Genomic DNA, 16,549 nt, shown 5'->3' on the forward strand with positions numbered 1-16,549 from the left:
AGAGGGCCCTCAACCGGACACCCCGCCGCTGAGAAACGACTGAGCGGAGCGTGCGGAGCCGAACGGTAATGCTGAGGTCGGGCGCCCGTTCGGCGGTACGTTGTCGACGATGGCCAGGGTGCTGGTGGTGGACGACGAGCCCGGGGTGCGGACGGCGCTCGCCCGCGGGCTCACCGCCGAGGGGATGGAGGTCGTCGCGGTCGGCGACGGCAACTCCGCGCTGCGCGCCGCACTGACCGGCGGGTTCGACGCCGTCGTGCTCGACATCATCCTGCCCGGGCTCTCCGGGTACCGGGTGCTGGAGCGGATGCGCGCGGCCGGCGTCGACACGCCCGTCCTGATGGTGTCCGCCAAGGACGGCGAGGTCGACCAGGCGGACGGGCTGGACCTCGGCGCGGACGGCTACCTCGTCAAGCCCTTCTCGTTCGTCGTGCTCGTGGCGCAGCTCAAGGCGATGCTGCGCCGGCGCGACGCCGCGCTCGGCCGGTCCGGGCAACGGGTCCGGCTGGGCGGGCTCGTCGTCGACCCCGCGTCGCGGTCGGTGACCTGGGAGGACGCCCCGGTCGAGCTGTCGCCGCGGGAGTTCGAGCTGCTGCACGCGCTCGCCCGCCGGCCGGACACCGCCGTGGCCAAGGACGAGCTGCTCCGCCTGGTGTGGGGCGACGAGCAGGCCGCGAGCCGCAACGTCGTCGAGGTCTACGTGGGGTACCTGCGCCGCAAGCTCGACGCCGTCGGCGCCGGGCACGTGCTGCGCACCGTCCGCGGGCACGGGTACCTCGTCGGATCGGGCTGAGGCGTGTTGCGGCGCCGGTTCGCCCGCGGCCTGGCGCGCTCCCGCGTCCTGCGGATCCGCGGCTGGTGGCGGCGCCGCACGTTGCGCTTCCGGATCACCACCGCGGTGGGCGTGGTCGCGCTGGTCGCACTGCTCGCCCTGAGCCGGCTCGGGGTGAACCTGCTGTACACCACGCTGATCGCGGCGGCGGACAACGAGCTGCACGCGCAGGCCGGGGTCGTCGTGACGCGCCTGGAGCAGGGCGGGGCCGTCGCGGACCGGGCCACCCCGCCGTCGATCCGGATCACCGACACCGCGGGCACACCCGTCGACGGGCGCGGGCCGCTGCCGATGACCGCGCGCGACGTCCGGGACCTCGCTGCCGGGCGGGCCGAGAACGTGTTCCTCGACGGCACCGCCGTCCATTGGGTCGCCGACCCGGCGATCCTGCCCGACGGGTCTACCCGGCTGGTGTTCGCCTCGGGCGACCTCGTCGGCGGGGCGACGCTGCTGGCCCGCGCGGCCGTCGGGTTCGTGGTGGCGGGGTTGCTGGCCGCGGCGGTCGTGGCGCTGGCGGCCTGGGTGGCGACGCGGGCGGCGCTGCGGCCCGTCGACCGGATGCGGGCGGCGGCCGCCGCGCTCCCGCCCGGGCGGCGGCTGCCGGTCCCCGCCGCGCACGACGAGCTGCGCGCCCTCGCCGAGGAGCTGAACTCCCTGCTCGCCCGCCGCGACGACGCCGTCACCCGGCTCGAGCGGTTCACCGGCGACGCCGCCCACGAGCTGCGCTCCCCGGTCGCCGCGATCCGCGCGCAGGCCGAGGTGGCGGTGGCGCACCCGGACCCGGGGCTGGCCGAGGAGACGCTGCGCGACGTCGCCGTCGAGGCCCAGCGGCTCTCCGGCCTGCTCGCCGACCTGATGGCCCTCGCCCGCGCCGACGCCGGTCAGCGGCCCGACCCCGAACCCGTCGACCTCGTCGAGGCGGCCCGCGCCGCGATCGACCGGGTCACCGAGGGCCCGGCGCCGGAGCTGCTCGCGCCGGGGGTCGCGCTGGCCGCGGCCGGGCAGGCGGAGGTCGCGCTGGTGCTCGACAACCTGCTCGGAAACGCCGCCCGTTACGCCGCGACCCGCGTCCGGATCGAGGTGCTGCCGGCCGGGCGCGTGACCCGGCTCGTGGTCTCCGACGACGGCCCGGGCATCCCCGAGGCGGACCGGGTGCGGGTGTTCGACCGGTTCACCCGGCTGTCCCAGGAGGCCGGCGGCGGGCACGCCGGGCTGGGGTTGGCGCTGGTCGCGGCCCTGGTGCGCGGGCGGGGCGGGGAGGTGTCGGCCGGCGGGTCCGCGTGGGGCGGGGCGCGGCTGGAGGTGCGCTGGCCCGCGCCCTGACCCTGCGTCTGGAACGATCCCGGGTCGTGCCCGTGGAGAGCTGCTCGACCCTGATCGCGGCACCCCGCCGGCTGGTCGCCGGCGTGGTGCGGGACGGCGAGGCGGCCGGCGAGTCGCTGCGGGAGGCCGGGCACCGGTACTCCGCCGCCGTCCGGTTGCTCGTTCCCGGCGACGAGGTGCTCCTCGAGGCCCGGCTCGCCCCCGGCGTCCGGCTTCCCTACCGCTCGCGGATCCGGTCCGTGGGTGTCGACGGGATGGTGTCCGAGCTGGCCGGCGGCCTCGCGAAGGGCCTGGTGCACACCACGACCCTGGCCGACGCGCCGGGCGGAACGGTCATGCGGGACGAGATCCGCTGGCGCTCGCCCTTCGGCGCGCTCGGCCGGATCGGCGACGCGATCCTGGTCCGGCGGCTGATGCGGGACATGCTCGCCTCCCGGTCGGCGGTGTACCGGCGGCGCGCCGAGGAGCTGGCCGGCGCGCCCGCCGTCGTCGGGGCGGCGATCGTCCGCGACGGGGCGGTGCTCGCCGCGCAGCGGTCGCGGCCCGCCGACCTGCGGGGCCGGTGGGAGCTGCCCGGCGGCCGCGCCGAGCCGGGCGAGTCGGAGCCGGAGGCCCTGGCCCGCGAGTGCGCCGAGGAGCTCGCCGCCCAGGTCGAGGTGGGCGAGCGGGTGGGCACGGACCTGCCCGTCACGACCCCGGGCGGGGCCCTGGTGCTGCGGATGTACGCCGCGGTGCTGCGCCCGGACTCCCCGGAGCCCAAGGCGCTCGAGCATCTCGCGGTGCGCTGGCTGACCGAACGGGAGCTGCCGACCGTCGCCTGGGTCGACGCGGACCGTGCGGTCGTCGGGGACCTGGAGGCCCTTCTCCGGGCCTAACGGTCCGCTGCGCTGTGTCTCGGGACCACGCGGAAGACCGGGTACCGCGGCGCCACCCGCGCGAACTCCCGGAGCGGCGCGTCCTTGTCGACCGGGATGTGCGTCCGCGCGTTCGGCGCGCGCCCGACATAGGCCTTCAGGACCGGCGCGCGCTGCTCCGGCGCGACCTCGTCGAGGTGCACCTCCTCGCGACGGCCGTGGCGGAGGACGGCCTCGCCCTCCGCCGCCCGCACGTTGCGCACCCAGTTCACGTGCTCGCCGAGCATGGACACCAGGTAGCGCTCGCCGTGCACCTCGGCCACCACCAGCGGCAGGCCGACGGTGTGCCCGGACCTGCGGCCCCGCACCTCCAGGGCGACGAGGTGGTCGGGCCCCGCACCCCGCGCGAAGAGCGCGGCCGTGAGCCGGTCGGCGCCGCGCGCCAGGCGGTTCGGTCGTCCGCCGCGGTACAGCCATCGCCTCACGGCCACGGGTCGGCTCCCTCCGGACGCGGGTCGCAGCAGGTCAGAAGAGCCACGGCAGCGCCTCCAGGCTCTTGGTCGCGTAGCGCTCGTGGCCCGGATGCAGGCCGAAGGCGAGATCCTCGAGCAGGGTGCAACGGGCGTAGAAGAGCGCGCTGGCGCGCAGCACATCCCCACCCTCCGCGCCGTACGCAGTGAGGGCACTGTCGAGCGCGGCGGGCCCGAGGTCGCGCAGGATCCGGCCGAGGTCGACCGCCGGGTCGGCGATCGCGGCGTCGCTCCAGTCGATGATCCCCGTGACCCGGCCGTCGTCGACGAGCACGTGCTCCACGCCCAGGTCGTTGTGGGTGAAGGCGAGGCGGGGAGCGACGGGCGCCGGGGGCCCGGACAGGAACCGCTCCACCCCGGCCCGGAACTCGGGAGGAATCTCGCTCCGCACGGTCGGGTACGTCTCGGCGGCCTCGTCGTGCCACTCCTCGGGCGGGACGTCGTCGACGGCCACCTCCGCGTCCAGCCGGTCCAGCGGCAGGTCGTGCAGCGCGGCGAGCACGGCGCCCAGCGTCGCCCCGAGCCCGGGTGCCACCGCGGCGCGTTCCGCACCGGTGCGATCGAGCAACGGAGCACCGGCCAGCCTGCCGAGGACCAGGCACCCCTCCTCGGGCAGGACGAGCCGCACCGGCGGGACGGGCACGGGGCAGACCTCCGCGACCCGCCGCAACAGCGCGGCCTCCCGCCGCACCGCGGCCGCCGTCGTCTCCCGGTCGGGCTCGCGGCGGTAGCGGACGACCAGCGTGCCGTCGACGTCGTAGGCATCGTGGTCGAGGCCCGAGCCGAGCGGGGTCACCGTATCGGCCCGCAGCCCCGGCAGGTGCCGGGCGAGCCGTGCGGCGACCTCGGCCGGCCCGCGGGGAACGTCGTGCGCCGCGCTCACGACCGGCCCCCGGCGGATCCGCCCGGGGACCGCAGGAGCGGGCCCACTGCCCGCCATGCCCCCTCGGCCAGGGCGTCCGAGACGAGCGCCGGCGAGGGCCCGGGGGAGGCGAGCCACCCGCGGGCGTACTCGTGCACCGGCCCGATCCACAGCGCGACGACCACGGTGAGGTCCGGCGCGCCGGACCACCCGTGGCCGCGCAACCAGTCGTCGATCTCCTCCGCGAAGCCGCGCTTGGCGTCGAGCGCCGCGTCGTCGAGCATCGTCCGCAGCACGTCCGGCGGCGAGTGGAGGAACAGCCGGGCCAGCTGCGGGTTGTCCTCGATCCATCGCAGGTGCCGCGCCACGACCCGGCGCACCGCGTCCTCCGCGCCTCCCGCCGCGTGCAGCGCGCGCAGCAGGACCGCCCGGTGGTCGGCGAGCCCGGCCGCCACGACCGCCGCCGCGAGATCGGCCCGGGTCGGGAAGTGGTGGAACAACGACCCGTTGCTGACGCCCGCGCGCTCGCGCACCGCCTGCATCGACGTCGCCTCCCAACCGCGCTCCTCCACGCTGGCCAGCGCCGCGTCCACGATCACGGACCGGCCGCCCCGCTTCATGGAGTGAAACTCTAGAGTGTCACTCCACATCCGGCAACGTCTTTCGTCCCGGGGGAACCGCGGCGCCGGCGGGTCCGTCGAAACCGGGCATGGAGCCGATCACGCACCCCAGCCCCGCCGCGCCACCCGCCCTCGCCGCCCTCCTCCGCCGCCAGGCGGGGGTGATCGGGCGGGCGCAGGCGCGGGCCGCCGGCCTGTCCCCCGACGCGATCGACCGGCGGCTCGCCGGCCGGCACTGGGTACCGCTGCACCCGCGCGTCTACCTCGACCGCACCCACCGGCCGACCGACGAGGCCCGGGTCCGGGCCGCCGTCCTCTGGGCAGGCGACGACGCGGTGCTCAGCGGGCTGGCCGCCTCCTGGTGGCACGGCGTCTCCCCGGCGCTCGCGGGCGACATCGCCGTCACCGTGCCGCGACGCCGCTCGCCCCGGAACCGGCCGGGCGTCACCGTGCGCCGCCGCGACCTCGCCGACGACGACCGGACCAGTCGGTACGGCGTCCCGGTCACGGCCCTGTCGCTCACCGTGCTCGAGGCGGCGGTCGAGCTGGGCGCGGCGGGCGGCCCGTTCCTGGACCGGGCGCTGCAGTCGCACGTCGGGTTCGCCGAGGTCGCACGGGCCTACACGCGCAATCCCGGCGCGGCCGGTGCGACCGCCGCCCGCGCCGCGCTGGCCGCCACGGCGGAGCGGGCGGGACCGGCGGCCGTCCGGCTGCTGGTGTCCCGGCTGCGCGAGGCGCGGGTGATCGGCTGGCGCACGGAGCACCCGGCGGCCGGGGTGGTGCTCCCCGTGGCCTTCCCGCAGGCACGGGTGGCGGTGGAGGCCGAGGGCTGGGCGCGGCCGCTCGGGGCGGAGGCCCGGCGGCGCACGCTCTGGCGGCGCGGGGTGCTGGCCCGGGCGGGCTGGACGGTGCTGACCTGCCGGTGGCACGAGCTCGCGACCCGGCCGGAGACCGTGCTGGGCCAGATCGGTCGCGCCGTGGCGCCCGGCCGTAGGGCCGGATGAGCGGGCCGCGCGGCGGCCGCGGCGGTCCGGATCACTGTGTGACCTTGGTCATCGGGTCCGGGCGCGCCGGGACCGGTGTCGGACGCTTTCGTGACGGCCGAGCAGGGAACGATTCAGAAGCTCCCGCCGACCCTCCACGAAGGACGTCGCGCGCCGTCCACGAAGGACGGACACGGGCCCGTGCGGGCCCGCGACCTCAGTAGATGCGCGCCGCCTTGACCGCGCGCGTGTACTCCTTGCCGCTCAGTCCCCGGGCGTCGATCTTCTTCAGCCGCAGGTGGACCACCGGGCAGCTCTTGCACCGCTTCGGCTTCGACCGGCAGCACTTCTTCTTCACCTTGGCCATCGTGAGGAAAGCCTAGGCTCACCTCTCGGCAAGGTCCAGAGCCCGACCGGGATACCGTGAATCGTGACCTCAGCCGGAACCGCTCTCGCCGACGCCCCGCAGACCGCCGACCGCGGCCTGCCCGACGGCGTGCGCGCGCTGCGCAACGTGGCGATCGTCGCGCACGTCGACCACGGCAAGACCACCCTGGTCGACGCGATGCTGCGCGCCTCGGGCGCCTTCGGCGAGCGGGCCGAGCCGGTCGACCGGGTCATGGACTCCGGGGACCTGGAGCGCGAGAAGGGCATCACCATTCTCGCCAAGAACACCACCGTGACCTGGCAGGGCGTCACGATCAACGTCATCGACACCCCGGGCCACGCGGACTTCGGCGGCGAGGTCGAGCGCGGCCTGTCGATGGTCGACGGCGTGGTGCTGCTGGTCGACGCCTCCGAGGGCCCGCTCCCGCAGACCCGCTTCGTGCTCCGCAAGACCCTCTCGGCCGGCCTGCCGGTCATGCTCGTCGTCAACAAGACCGACCGGGCGGACGCCCGCATCGAGGAGGTCGTCGACGAGTCGCTGGAGCTGCTGCTCGAGCTGGCGGACGAGCTGGGCCTCGACGAGGACCAGACCGCACACCTGCTGGACCTCCCGGTCGTCTACGCCTCCGGCCGCGCCGGGCGGGCGAGCCGCAACCGCCCCGCGGACGGCGAGCTGCCGGACTCCGAGGACCTCCAGCCGCTGTTCGACGTGCTGTTCGACGTGGTCCCCGCGCCCAAGGACGACCCGAACGCCCCGCTGCAGGCCCACGTCACCAACCTCGACGCGACCTCCTTCCTGGGCCGCATCGCGCTCTGCCGCATCCGCGCGGGCGTGCTCCGCCGCGGCCAGCAGGTCGGCTGGTGCCAGGCCGACGGGACCGTCACCCGCGTCAAGATCACCGAGCTGCTGCGCACCGAGGGCCTGCAGCGGGTGCCGGCCGAGGAGGCCGTGGCGGGCGACATCGCGGCCGTGGCCGGGATCGCGGACGTCATGATCGGCGACACGCTCGCGGACCCGGAGAACCCCGTGCCGCTCGAGCGCATCCACGTCGACGAGCCGGCAATCTCGATGACGATCGGCATCAACACCTCCCCGCTGGTCGGGCGCGACCCGAAGCCGGGGCAGAAGCTGACCGCCCGGCAGGTCAAGGGCCGGCTGGACGCCGAGCTCGTCGGCAACGTGAGCCTGCGCGTGCTGCCCACCGAGCGCCCCGACACCTGGGAGGTCCAGGGCCGCGGCGAGCTCGCGCTGGCGATCCTGGTCGAGACCATGCGCCGCGAGGGCTTCGAGCTCACCGTGGGCAAGCCCGAGGTCGTCACGAAGACGATCGACGGCAAGCTCCACGAGCCGTTCGAGAACCTCTCGATCGACGTGCCGACCGACTCGCTCGGCGCCGTCACCCAGCTGCTCGCCGCCCGCAAGGGCGAGATGATCCAGATGGTGCACGGCGAGAACCGGGTCCGGCTGGACTTCCGGGTCCCCTCCCGGGGCCTGATCGGCTTCCGCACCGAGTTCCTCACCATCACCCGCGGCGCGGGCATCGCCAGCCACGTTTTCGACGGCTACGGCCCCTGGGTCGGCGAGATCTCCAGCCGGCTGCGCGGCTCGCTGATCGCCGACCGCTCGGGCCCCGTCACCGGGTACGCGGTCGACGCCCTGTCCGACCGCGGCGTGCTGTTCGTCGGCCCGGGCACCCAGGTCTACGAGGGCATGGTCATCGGCGAGTACACCCGCAACGAGGACCTCGAGGTCAACATCGTGCGGGAGAAGAAGCTCACCAACATGCGCAAGTCGACCGGCGACGAGCTGGTGAAGCTCACCCCGCCGACGATCCTCACGCTGGAGCAGAGCCTCGAGTTCTGCGCCAACGACGAGTGCGTCGAGGTCACGCCGGAGAACGTCCGGATCCGCAAGGTCGAGCTGGACTCGCACCTGCGCGGCCGGCAGCGCGCCCGGGCGAAGGCCGCCGCGGCCGGCGTCTCGCGCTGACCCCGCGCCCGGGCCGGGCCGGGCCCCACACCCGGCCGCCACGTCGCCGGTGCGACGATGGCGGCCAGGCGGGCCGCCCGGCCCGCCGCGCGGGGGAGGGCACGTGACCGGCTGGGCGCGCAGGACGCTGCTCGTCGTCGGCGCCTGCCTGCTCACGCTGCTGGCAGCGTGCACGGACGCCCCGGTGGAGCAGCCCGCCCCGCCGCAGCCCGCGCCGCCGCCCGTGACCGCCCGGGCGACCGAGGTCGTCGTCGGCGTGGACGACCTCGGTGCCGGCTTCAACCCGCACCTGCTCGCCGACCGCTCGCCGGTCACGCAGGCGCTGGCCACCCTGGTGCTGCCGTCGGTGTTCCGGCCCGACGCCGACGGCGCCCTGCAGCTCGACCGCACGGTCGCGACCAGCGCCGAGGTCACCTCGACCAGCCCGTTCACCGTGAGCTACGAGCTCAACGTGCAGGCCTCGTGGTCGTCGAACTCGCCGATCGCCGCCGAGGACTTCGTGTACCTCTGGCAGCAGATGCGCACCCAGCCCGGCACGATCGACGCCGAGGGGTACCGGCACGTCACGGACGTCCGGTCGCGGGCCGGCGGCAAGGCCGTCGACGTCGTGTTCGACGAGCCGTACCCGCAGTGGCAGTACCTGTTCAGCGGGCTGCTGCCCGCGCAGATCCTCAAGGACGCCCCCGGCTCGTGGACCGGGGCGCTGCAGGGCGGGCTGCCGGCGTCGGGCGGGCCGTTCCGGGTCGCGGCGGTGGACCGGGCGCGCGGCGAGGTCACGCTCGTCCGCAACGACCTGTACTGGGCCACCCCGGCGACGCTCGACCAGGTCGTGCTCCGCCGGCTGGGGCCGCAGACCCTCGCCGAGGGCCTGCGGGTCGGCGACGTCGACGTCGCGATGCCCACCTCGGGCCCGGAGGTCACCGAGGCCCTCGCCTCGCTCGGCAACGCGATCACCACCGCGCCGGCGCCGCGCGCGACCGTCACCGATCTCGCGCTGCGGTCGGACTACGGGCCGTTGTCCGACGTCCGGGTGCGCCAGGCCGTCGGGGCCCTGCTGGACCGCGAGCGGATCCGGGCCGCCGTGGCGCCGGACGCGCTGCCCGCCGACGCCTTCGGGCTCGCGCCGTCGCAGCCCGGCTACGCCGCCACCGCCCCCGCGGGCGCCCCGGCCCGCCCGGACCCCGCCACCGCCGAGCGGCTGCTCACCGAGGCGGGCTACACCCGGGGCGCCGGCGGGGCCTGGACCCTCGGCAACACCCCGTTGAGCATCGTCGTGGCCGCCGGCGCCGAGCGCGGCACGGACGTCGACGTGGCCGAGGCCGTGGCCGACCAGCTGCGCGCGGCCGGGATCGAGGTCCAGGTCGTCGCGCCGCCCGCGGCGGATCTGTTCACCCAGCGGGCGGTCGTCGCCACCCCGCCCTCCACGACCACGCCGCCGACCTCGCCGTCGTCCGCGGGCGGCACGGTCACCCCGACGCCGAGCGTGGCCCCGACCTCGGGCCCGAGCGCGTCCGCCACGACCCCGGCGACGACGTCGGCCCCGCCGAGCGGCACCGTCGCCCCCAACGCCACCGTGCGCGCGGACATCCTGGTGGAGCCGCGGGCGGTGGGCGGGCCGATCGGGCCGCAGCTGGCCTCGGACCACGGCTGCCCGGACCCGACGCCGTCGCTGCCCGCGCCGCCCGCCCTGCCCAACGGCTTCTGCTCGGCCGCGCTGCAGCCGGTGCTGGAGTCCCTCGCGGCTGCCGCGGTGCCCGACCCGGGCCAGCTCGCCACGGCCGAGCGGGTGCTGTGGGCGCAGCTCCCGGCCCTGCCGCTCTTCCAGCAGGTGTCGCTCCTCGTGAGCACGGCGCCCGGCTCGGCCGCGACCGGGTTCGGCGCCGGTCCGCTCGGGACGGGACCGCTCACGGGGGCGCAACGATGGAGCGCCCCGGTCAGCTGAGCCTTCCCTCAGCAGGGCGAAAGTTACTCCAGAGTAATCACGATGTGTCGCCCTGTCCACCTCACGTCACCCTTTGGTCACGATCGGCGACTTCGTTGGCGGGCGGAGCTGTGAGGTTCCTAAGTTGCCCGAGGGATCGGGCGGGCCGCCCGGCACATGGACGGCCACGCGGCAAGGGTCGAAGTGCCCCGATCCGGGTGGCCCGACCGGGCCGGGACAGGCGAGAGATCGAGGAAGTCCATGAAGAGAACGAGGGCGGCCGCGGCCGCAGCGGTCGCCACGGCGGCGACCCTTGTCCTGGCGGCCTGCGGCGGCGGTGGTGGCGCCGGCGGCAGCTCGGGCGGGGTCTACGGGGACTGCAGCACCAACCCCAACACCTGCAACAGCGTCCCGGCGGACCAGCTGCAGCAGGGCGGGACGGTCACGCTGGCCTCCGAGAAGAACATCGACAACTGGAACGTCATCTCGTCCGAGGGCAACGTCGACTGGACCGGCATGTCGACCAAGCCGCTGCTGACGTACGCGTTCTACACGTCGCCCGATCTCAAGCCGACGCTGAACACGGACCTGCTGGATTCCGCGGACCTCACGAACCCGACGACGATCGTCTACAAGATCAAGCCGGCCGCCGTGTGGAACGACGGCACGCCCGTCACGGCGGACGACTTCGTCATGAGCTGGAAGTGGCAGAACACCCGGGACTGCCCGGCGTGCGAGACCGCCGGCAACGGCGGCTACGACCAGGTCACCGCGGTCACCGGCTCGGACAACGGCAAGACGGTCACGGTCACGCTGTCGAAGCCCTACACCGACTGGCAGAGCCTCTTCAACTCGGCCGCCCCGCTGTACCCGGCCCACATCGGCGCCCAGCAGGGTGACCTGAACTCGCCCGACGGCCTCGCCGCGGCGTTCGACTGGTTCGGCAAGACCCCGCCGACCTACTCGGCCGGCCCGTTCCAGGTCGAGAACTGGCAGGACAACGTCGCGCTGACGCTGGTCCCGAACCCGCAGTGGTACGGCGCGACCAAGCCCAAGCTCGACCGGCTGGTGATCCGCGTGATCACCGACGCCACCCAGGAGCCGCTGGCCCTGCAGAACAACGAGGTCCAGGCGCTGTTCCCGCAGCCGCAGGTCGACATCGTCAACCAGCTCAACAACATCCCGAACGTCTCGAACGCGCAGGCGGCCGGGCTGTCGTGGGAGCACTTCGACTTCAACCTGCAGAACCCGTTCCTCGCCGACAAGGCCCTGCGCCAGGCGCTCTACATCGCCGTGAACACGCAGGACGTCATCGCGAAGACGGTCGGGCAGTTCAACCCGGACATCAAGCCGCTGCAGAACAAGATGTTCGTGCCGCAGCAGGACGGCTACCAGGACAACCTGACGGCCACCGGGCAGGGCTCCGGCGACATCGAGCGGGCCAAGAAGGTCCTCACCGACGCCGGCTACACCGGCGTGGGCTCCGCGCTGGTCGCGCCCAACGGGCAGGCCGTGCCGGCCCTGCGGATGCGCTACACCGTGGGCAACGCGGTCCGGCAGACCGAGTGCGAGCTGTTCCAGCAGTACGCGAAGCAGCTCGGCGTGAACGTCGAGATCTCGACGACGGACAGCCTGGGCACGACCACCAGCTCGGGCGACTACGACGTCATCGTGTTCGGCTGGATCATGTCGCCGGCGCCGTTCGGCGGCGCGCAGCAGCTGTGGCTGTCGAACTCCGGGTCGAACTACGGCAAGTACGTCAACCCGACCACGGACGCGCTGATCAACGAGGCCGCGGCGTCGACGGACATCAACGACGCCCGGGCCAAGCTGAACGAGGCCGACAAGATCATGGCCGAGGACGCCTACGTGCTGCCGCTGTACCAGAAGCCGACGCTGGCCGCGGTGCAGAACACGCTGGGCAACGTGCGCAACAACGCGTCGCTCGACGGGATCACGTACAACACCTCCGAGTGGGGCATCCGCTCCGGCTCGTGACGTGAGGACCGGGGGCGGGCCCGGCCGGGGCGCCGACCGTGTGTCGGCCGCCCGGCCCGGGCCCGTCCCCGGCGTTACCCTGCTCAGACGGCGGCCCGCCCCGCCACGAGCGGAGCGGACCGTGCTCCCACCACGAGTCGGAAGAAGCACATCCGCATGCTCGCCTTCGCCGTGCGCAGGATCCTGTACTCGATACCGGTCCTGATCGTCTCGTCGTTCGTCATCTTCGCGCTGGGCTCCGCGTCGGCGGACCCGCTCGCGCCGCTGCGGGAGAAGAACCCGCCCGCCCCGCAGAACGTGATCGATGCGGAGTACGTCCGCCTGCACCTCGACCAGCCGCTGCTCCAGCGGTACTTCTCGTGGCTCGGCGGCATCTTCACCGGGGACTTCGGCCCGTCGGTCGTGTCCACGGCGAACATCGGCCACGACCTGGGGGACCGCTTCCTGGTCACCATCCGGCTGATCGCGCTGGCGATGGTGCTGGCGCTGATCCTGGCGGTGGTGATCGGCGTCCTGACGGCGGTCAAGCAGTACTCGAAGTTCGACTACGCGGCGACGTTCGTCGGCTTCCTGTTCCTCGCCATGCCGGCGTTCTGGTTCGCGATCCTGCTCAAGCAGGCGGGCATCTCGTTCAACAGCGCCCTGGGCACCCAGGCGATCTACACGATCGGCCAGTCGTCCGTGCCTCCACCGCGGGGCGCCGGGCCCTACGTCGTGGACATCATCGGGCACATGATCCTGCCGACGATCTCGTTGGCGCTGATCTCCTACGCCGCCTGGAGCAGGTTCACCCGGGCCTCGATGCTCGAGGTGATGAACTCGGACTACGTCCGGCTGGCCCGGGCCAAGGGCCTGCCCCGGCGCACCGTGATGGTCAAGCACGGGCTGCGCACCGCCCTCATCCCGCTGACCACCGTGACCGCGCTGGACATCGCGTCGATCATCGGCGGGGCCGTCGTCACCGAGACCGTCTTCCAGTGGAAGGGCATGGGCGACTACCTGCTCACCTCGATCCGGACCAACGACGTCTACGCGACGGCCTCCTGGCTGCTGGTCGCGGCGACCGTGGTGATCGCCTTCAACCTGATCGCCGACCTCCTCTACGGAGTCCTGGACCCGAGGATCCGCTATGCCTGACACCCGGACCCAGACCCCGGAGACCCGGTCGGCGCCCGCGGCGCCGGACCGCGAGTTCACGGTCACCGAGCGCAGCCAGGGGCAGCTGGTCCTCCGGCGCTTCCTGCAGCACCGCGCGGCCGTCGTCAGCCTCTGCGTGCTGGTCGCGCTGGTGCTGCTGGCCTACGTCGGCGGCTGGCTCTGGAAGTACGACGCCGGCCAGTACACCCCGGACAACTCCGTCCCGCCCTCGTGGGACCACCCGTTCGGCACCGACTCCGCCGGCCGCGACCAGTTCGCCCAGGTGCTGCGTGGCACCCGCATCTCGCTGCAGGTCTCGGTCAGCGTCGCCATCCTGGCCACGCTCGTCGGCACGCTGTGGGGCTCGGTCGCCGGGTACTTCGGCGGCAAGACCGACACGGTCATGATGCGCATCTCCGACCTGGTGCTCACGCTGCCGCTGATCGCCGTGGCCGCGATGCTCTCGCACAACTTCGGCGGCTCCTGGTACCTGATCGCGCTGGTCATCGCCGGGCTGTACTGGGCCTACGTGTCCCGGGTGTCGCGCGGTGTGGTGCTGTCGCTGCGGGAGAAGGAGTTCGTCGAGGCCGCCAAGGCACTCGGCGCGAGCGACACGCGGATCATCCTGCGCCACCTCGTGCCCAACGCCCTCGGCTCGATCCTCGTCAACCTGACGATCCTGGTCGCGCTGGCGATCCTGCTCGAGACCTCGCTGTCCTACCTGGGCTTCGGCGTCACGCCGCCGGACACCTCGCTCGGCCTGCTCGTCAGCGAGGCGCAGACCGCGCTCACCACCCGCCCGTGGCTGTTCTACTTCCCGGGCCTGTTCATCATCATCATCGCGCTCACGATCAACTTCATCGGCGACGGCCTGCGTGACGCGTTCGACCCGCAGCAGACGAAGGTGCGCCAGTGACCGAGCGTGCGAGCGAGAAGTTCACGGCGAGTGAGGAGATCGACCTGTCGCCCGCGCCGGGTGCGCGGGGTGCCAAGGGGGACGTCGTGCTCGAGGTCTCCGGCCTCGACGTGACCTTCCCGAGTGCGGACGGGCCCGTGCGCGCGGTCCGCGGCGTGGACTACCGGCTGCACCGCGGCGAGGTGCTGGGGATCGTCGGCGAGTCCGGCTCGGGCAAGTCCGTGACCTCGATGGCGGTGATGCGGCTGCTGCCGGGCACCGCCCAGGTCAAGGGCTCGGTCCGGTTCGACGGCAAGGACCTGCTCACGCTGTCCGAGGCGGAGATGACCCGGATCCGGGGCTCCCGGATCGCGATGATCTTCCAGGACCCGATGACCTCGCTGAACCCCGTCTACACGGTCGGGGCGCAGATCGCCGAGGCCGTCCGGGCGCACCACGACGTCTCGAGGCAGGTGGCCATGGACCGCGCCGTCGAGCTCCTCGACCGGGTCCGGATCCCCAACGCGAAGGACCGCGCGAACTCCTACCCGCACGAGCTCTCCGGCGGCATGCGCCAGCGCGTGGTCATCGCGATCGCCATGGCCAACGACCCGGACGTGATCATCGCCGACGAGCCGACGACCGCGCTCGACGTCACCGTGCAGGCCCAGATCCTCGAGGCCCTGGCCGCGGCGCAGGACGTGACGGGCGCGGCGATGGTGCTCATCACCCACGACCTGGGCGTCATCGCCGGGCAGGCGGACCGGGTGATGGTCATGTACGCCGGCAAGCCCGTCGAGGTCGGCACCGCGGAGGAGGTCTTCTACACCCCGCGCATGCCCTACACGCTCGGCCTGCTCGGCAGCCTGCCCCGGCTCGACCGGCCCAGCGAGCGGCTCACCCCGATCCCGGGGTCGCCGCCGTCGGTCGTCAACATGCCGCCCGGCTGCCCCTTCGGGCCGCGCTGCCCCAAGCACACCGAGCGGTGCGACGAGAGCGAGCCGGAGCTGCGCGCGACCACCGGCGCCGGCCACCTCGCCGCCTGTCACTACGCCGAGACGCTCGAGGGCCAGGAGGCGGCCGACGTGTTCGACAGCGAGGTCGCCGACCACGAGGCGCTGGCCGGGCTCGCCGCGGCCGAGGGCGCCGGCACCGGCAGGGACGGGGAGGCCCGGGCATGACCACGGTCGAGCAGGGCACGCGGACGCTGCTCAGCGTCCGCAACGTCGTCAAGCACTTCCCGATCCGCTCGAAGGGCCTCGTCCGCCGGCAGATCGGCGCGGTGCAGGCCGTCTCGGACGTCTCGTTCGACCTGGCCGAGGGGGAGACCCTCGGGCTGGTCGGCGAGTCCGGCTGCGGCAAGTCCACGACCGCGCGGGTGGTGCTCAACCTGCTGCCCGCGACCTCGGGCGAGGTGCTCTACAAGGGCCGGGACCTCACGAAGATCGGCCGCGGCGACATGCGCGCGCTGCGCCGCGAGCTGCAGATCGTGTTCCAGGACCCGTACGCCTCGCTGGACCCGCGGCTGCCGGTGAACGAGATCATCGCCGAGCCGCTGCGGATCCACGGGCTCTACCGGGAGGACGGCCGCGAGCAGGTCCGGCGGCTGATGCAGACCGTCGGGCTCAAGCCGGAGCACGGCAACCGGTACGCCCACGAGTTCTCCGGCGGGCAGCGGCAGCGCATCGGCATCGCCCGCGCGCTCGCCCTGCGCCCGAAGCTCCTGGTGCTCGACGAGCCGGTCTCGGCCCTCGACGTCTCCATCCAGGCGGGCGTGCTCAACCTGCTCGACGAGCTGCAGACCGAGCTGGGGCTGTCGTACCTGTTCGTGAGCCACGACCTGTCCGTGGTGCGGCACATCGCGGACCGGATCGCGGTCATGTACCTGGGCTCGATCGTCGAGACCGGGACGGCCGAGGAGCTGTTCGCGGGCCCGGCGCACCCGTACACGCAGGCGCTGATCTCGGCGATCCCGCTGCCCGACCCCCGCAAGGAGCGGGCCCGGGAGCGGATCACGGTCGTCGGGGACCTGCCGAGCCCGGCCGACCCGCCGTCCGGCTGCCGGTTCCGCACCCGGTGTCCGAAGTTCGCGAACGAGCTGTCCGACGCCGAGCGGACGCGCTGCGTGGAGGAGCCGCCGGCCCTGGTCGAGCGGGGGCAGGGGCACCCGGTGTCCTGCCACTACGCCGAGCGCAGGGCGCTGCTGTGAGGACGTAG

Annotated in this window: 15 protein-coding genes; 11 read left to right on the forward strand and 4 right to left on the reverse strand. The window is 73.9% G+C overall.

Annotated elements, in window-relative coordinates; all coding sequences use genetic code 11:
* The first annotated feature begins 109 nt into the window (after positions 1–109).
* The 3 genes from PKE99_RS20970 to PKE99_RS20980 are packed head-to-tail and all read left to right on the forward strand — an operon-like array spanning position 110 to position 3,030.
* Positions 110–793: a response regulator transcription factor gene (locus PKE99_RS20970; protein WP_037042940.1), complete on the forward strand. Its 684-nt coding sequence runs from the start codon at positions 110–112 to the stop codon at positions 791–793.
* A gap of 3 nt (positions 794–796) precedes the next feature.
* Positions 797–2,155: a sensor histidine kinase gene (locus PKE99_RS20975; RefSeq protein ID WP_231498120.1), complete on the forward strand. Its 1,359-nt coding sequence runs from the start codon at positions 797–799 to the stop codon at positions 2,153–2,155.
* Positions 2,156–2,181: 26 nt separating this feature from the next.
* Positions 2,182–3,030 (forward strand): NUDIX domain-containing protein, encoded by an 849-nt coding sequence (locus PKE99_RS20980; protein ID WP_269322949.1) that lies wholly within the window; start codon positions 2,182–2,184, stop codon positions 3,028–3,030.
* Here the strand turns inward: PKE99_RS20980 and PKE99_RS20985 are convergent.
* Genes PKE99_RS20985 through PKE99_RS20995 form a run of 3 tightly spaced genes read right to left on the reverse strand, consistent with a single transcriptional unit; the run spans position 3,027 to position 5,021 of the window.
* Complete coding sequence (locus PKE99_RS20985; protein WP_037042938.1) at positions 3,027–3,500, reverse strand: nitroreductase/quinone reductase family protein; 474 nt, start codon at positions 3,498–3,500, stop codon at positions 3,027–3,029. The genes PKE99_RS20980 and PKE99_RS20985 overlap by 4 nt on opposite strands.
* Before the next feature lie 34 nt (positions 3,501–3,534).
* Positions 3,535–4,422: a phosphotransferase family protein gene (locus PKE99_RS20990; RefSeq protein ID WP_197040531.1), complete on the reverse strand. Its 888-nt coding sequence runs from the start codon at positions 4,420–4,422 to the stop codon at positions 3,535–3,537.
* Positions 4,419–5,021, reverse strand: coding sequence for a TetR/AcrR family transcriptional regulator (locus PKE99_RS20995; protein WP_037042936.1), 603 nt, complete (start codon positions 5,019–5,021; stop codon positions 4,419–4,421). The genes PKE99_RS20990 and PKE99_RS20995 overlap by 4 nt, the downstream gene beginning before the upstream one ends.
* A gap of 89 nt (positions 5,022–5,110) precedes the next feature.
* Here PKE99_RS20995 and PKE99_RS21000 point away from each other — a divergent pair, with 89 nt between their 5' ends.
* Positions 5,111–6,025 (forward strand): putative endonuclease domain-containing protein, encoded by a 915-nt coding sequence (locus tag PKE99_RS21000; RefSeq protein ID WP_051737066.1) that lies wholly within the window; start codon positions 5,111–5,113, stop codon positions 6,023–6,025.
* 196 nt (positions 6,026–6,221) lie between these two features.
* On the opposite strand, the gene PKE99_RS21005 is transcribed toward PKE99_RS21000, so the two are convergent.
* On the reverse strand, positions 6,222–6,371 hold the full coding sequence (locus PKE99_RS21005; protein WP_197040530.1) for a hypothetical protein: 150 nt from the start codon (positions 6,369–6,371) through the stop codon (positions 6,222–6,224).
* Between the two features lie 117 nt (positions 6,372–6,488).
* On the opposite strand from PKE99_RS21005, the gene typA reads away from it, so the two are divergent.
* From typA to PKE99_RS21040, 7 genes are all read left to right on the forward strand, one after another.
* On the forward strand, positions 6,489–8,381 hold the full coding sequence (gene typA / locus PKE99_RS21010) for a translational GTPase TypA (protein ID WP_037043190.1): 1,893 nt from the start codon (positions 6,489–6,491) through the stop codon (positions 8,379–8,381).
* Between the two features lie 103 nt (positions 8,382–8,484).
* Positions 8,485–10,323, forward strand: a complete 1,839-nt coding sequence (locus PKE99_RS21015) for an ABC transporter family substrate-binding protein (RefSeq protein ID WP_037042935.1) — start codon at positions 8,485–8,487, stop codon at positions 10,321–10,323.
* Positions 10,324–10,563: 240 nt separating this feature from the next.
* Entirely contained in the window at positions 10,564–12,300 is a 1,737-nt protein-coding gene (locus PKE99_RS21020; protein WP_037042934.1) for an ABC transporter family substrate-binding protein, read from the forward strand.
* 156 nt (positions 12,301–12,456) lie between these two features.
* Positions 12,457–13,437, forward strand: a complete 981-nt coding sequence (locus PKE99_RS21025) for an ABC transporter permease (RefSeq protein WP_037042933.1) — start codon at positions 12,457–12,459, stop codon at positions 13,435–13,437.
* Positions 13,430–14,353 carry an ABC transporter permease gene (locus tag PKE99_RS21030; protein ID WP_037042931.1) on the forward strand — a complete coding sequence of 308 codons (924 nt, stop codon included), beginning with the start codon at positions 13,430–13,432 and terminating at the stop codon, positions 14,351–14,353. The genes PKE99_RS21025 and PKE99_RS21030 overlap by 8 nt, the downstream gene beginning before the upstream one ends.
* Positions 14,354–14,397: 44 nt before the next feature.
* Positions 14,398–15,513 (forward strand): ABC transporter ATP-binding protein, encoded by a 1,116-nt coding sequence (locus tag PKE99_RS21035; RefSeq protein WP_051737114.1) that lies wholly within the window; start codon positions 14,398–14,400, stop codon positions 15,511–15,513.
* The gene (locus PKE99_RS21040) at positions 15,510–16,541 is read left to right on the forward strand and encodes an ABC transporter ATP-binding protein (protein ID WP_037042927.1); all 1,032 of its coding nucleotides are present in this window, start codon (positions 15,510–15,512) and stop codon (positions 16,539–16,541) included. The genes PKE99_RS21035 and PKE99_RS21040 overlap by 4 nt, the downstream gene beginning before the upstream one ends.
* The last annotated feature ends 8 nt before the right edge of the window (positions 16,542–16,549 follow it).

It is taken from the genome of Pseudonocardia halophobica (assembly GCF_027922425.1).
Lineage (GTDB): Bacteria > Actinomycetota > Actinomycetes > Mycobacteriales > Pseudonocardiaceae > Pseudonocardia > Pseudonocardia halophobica.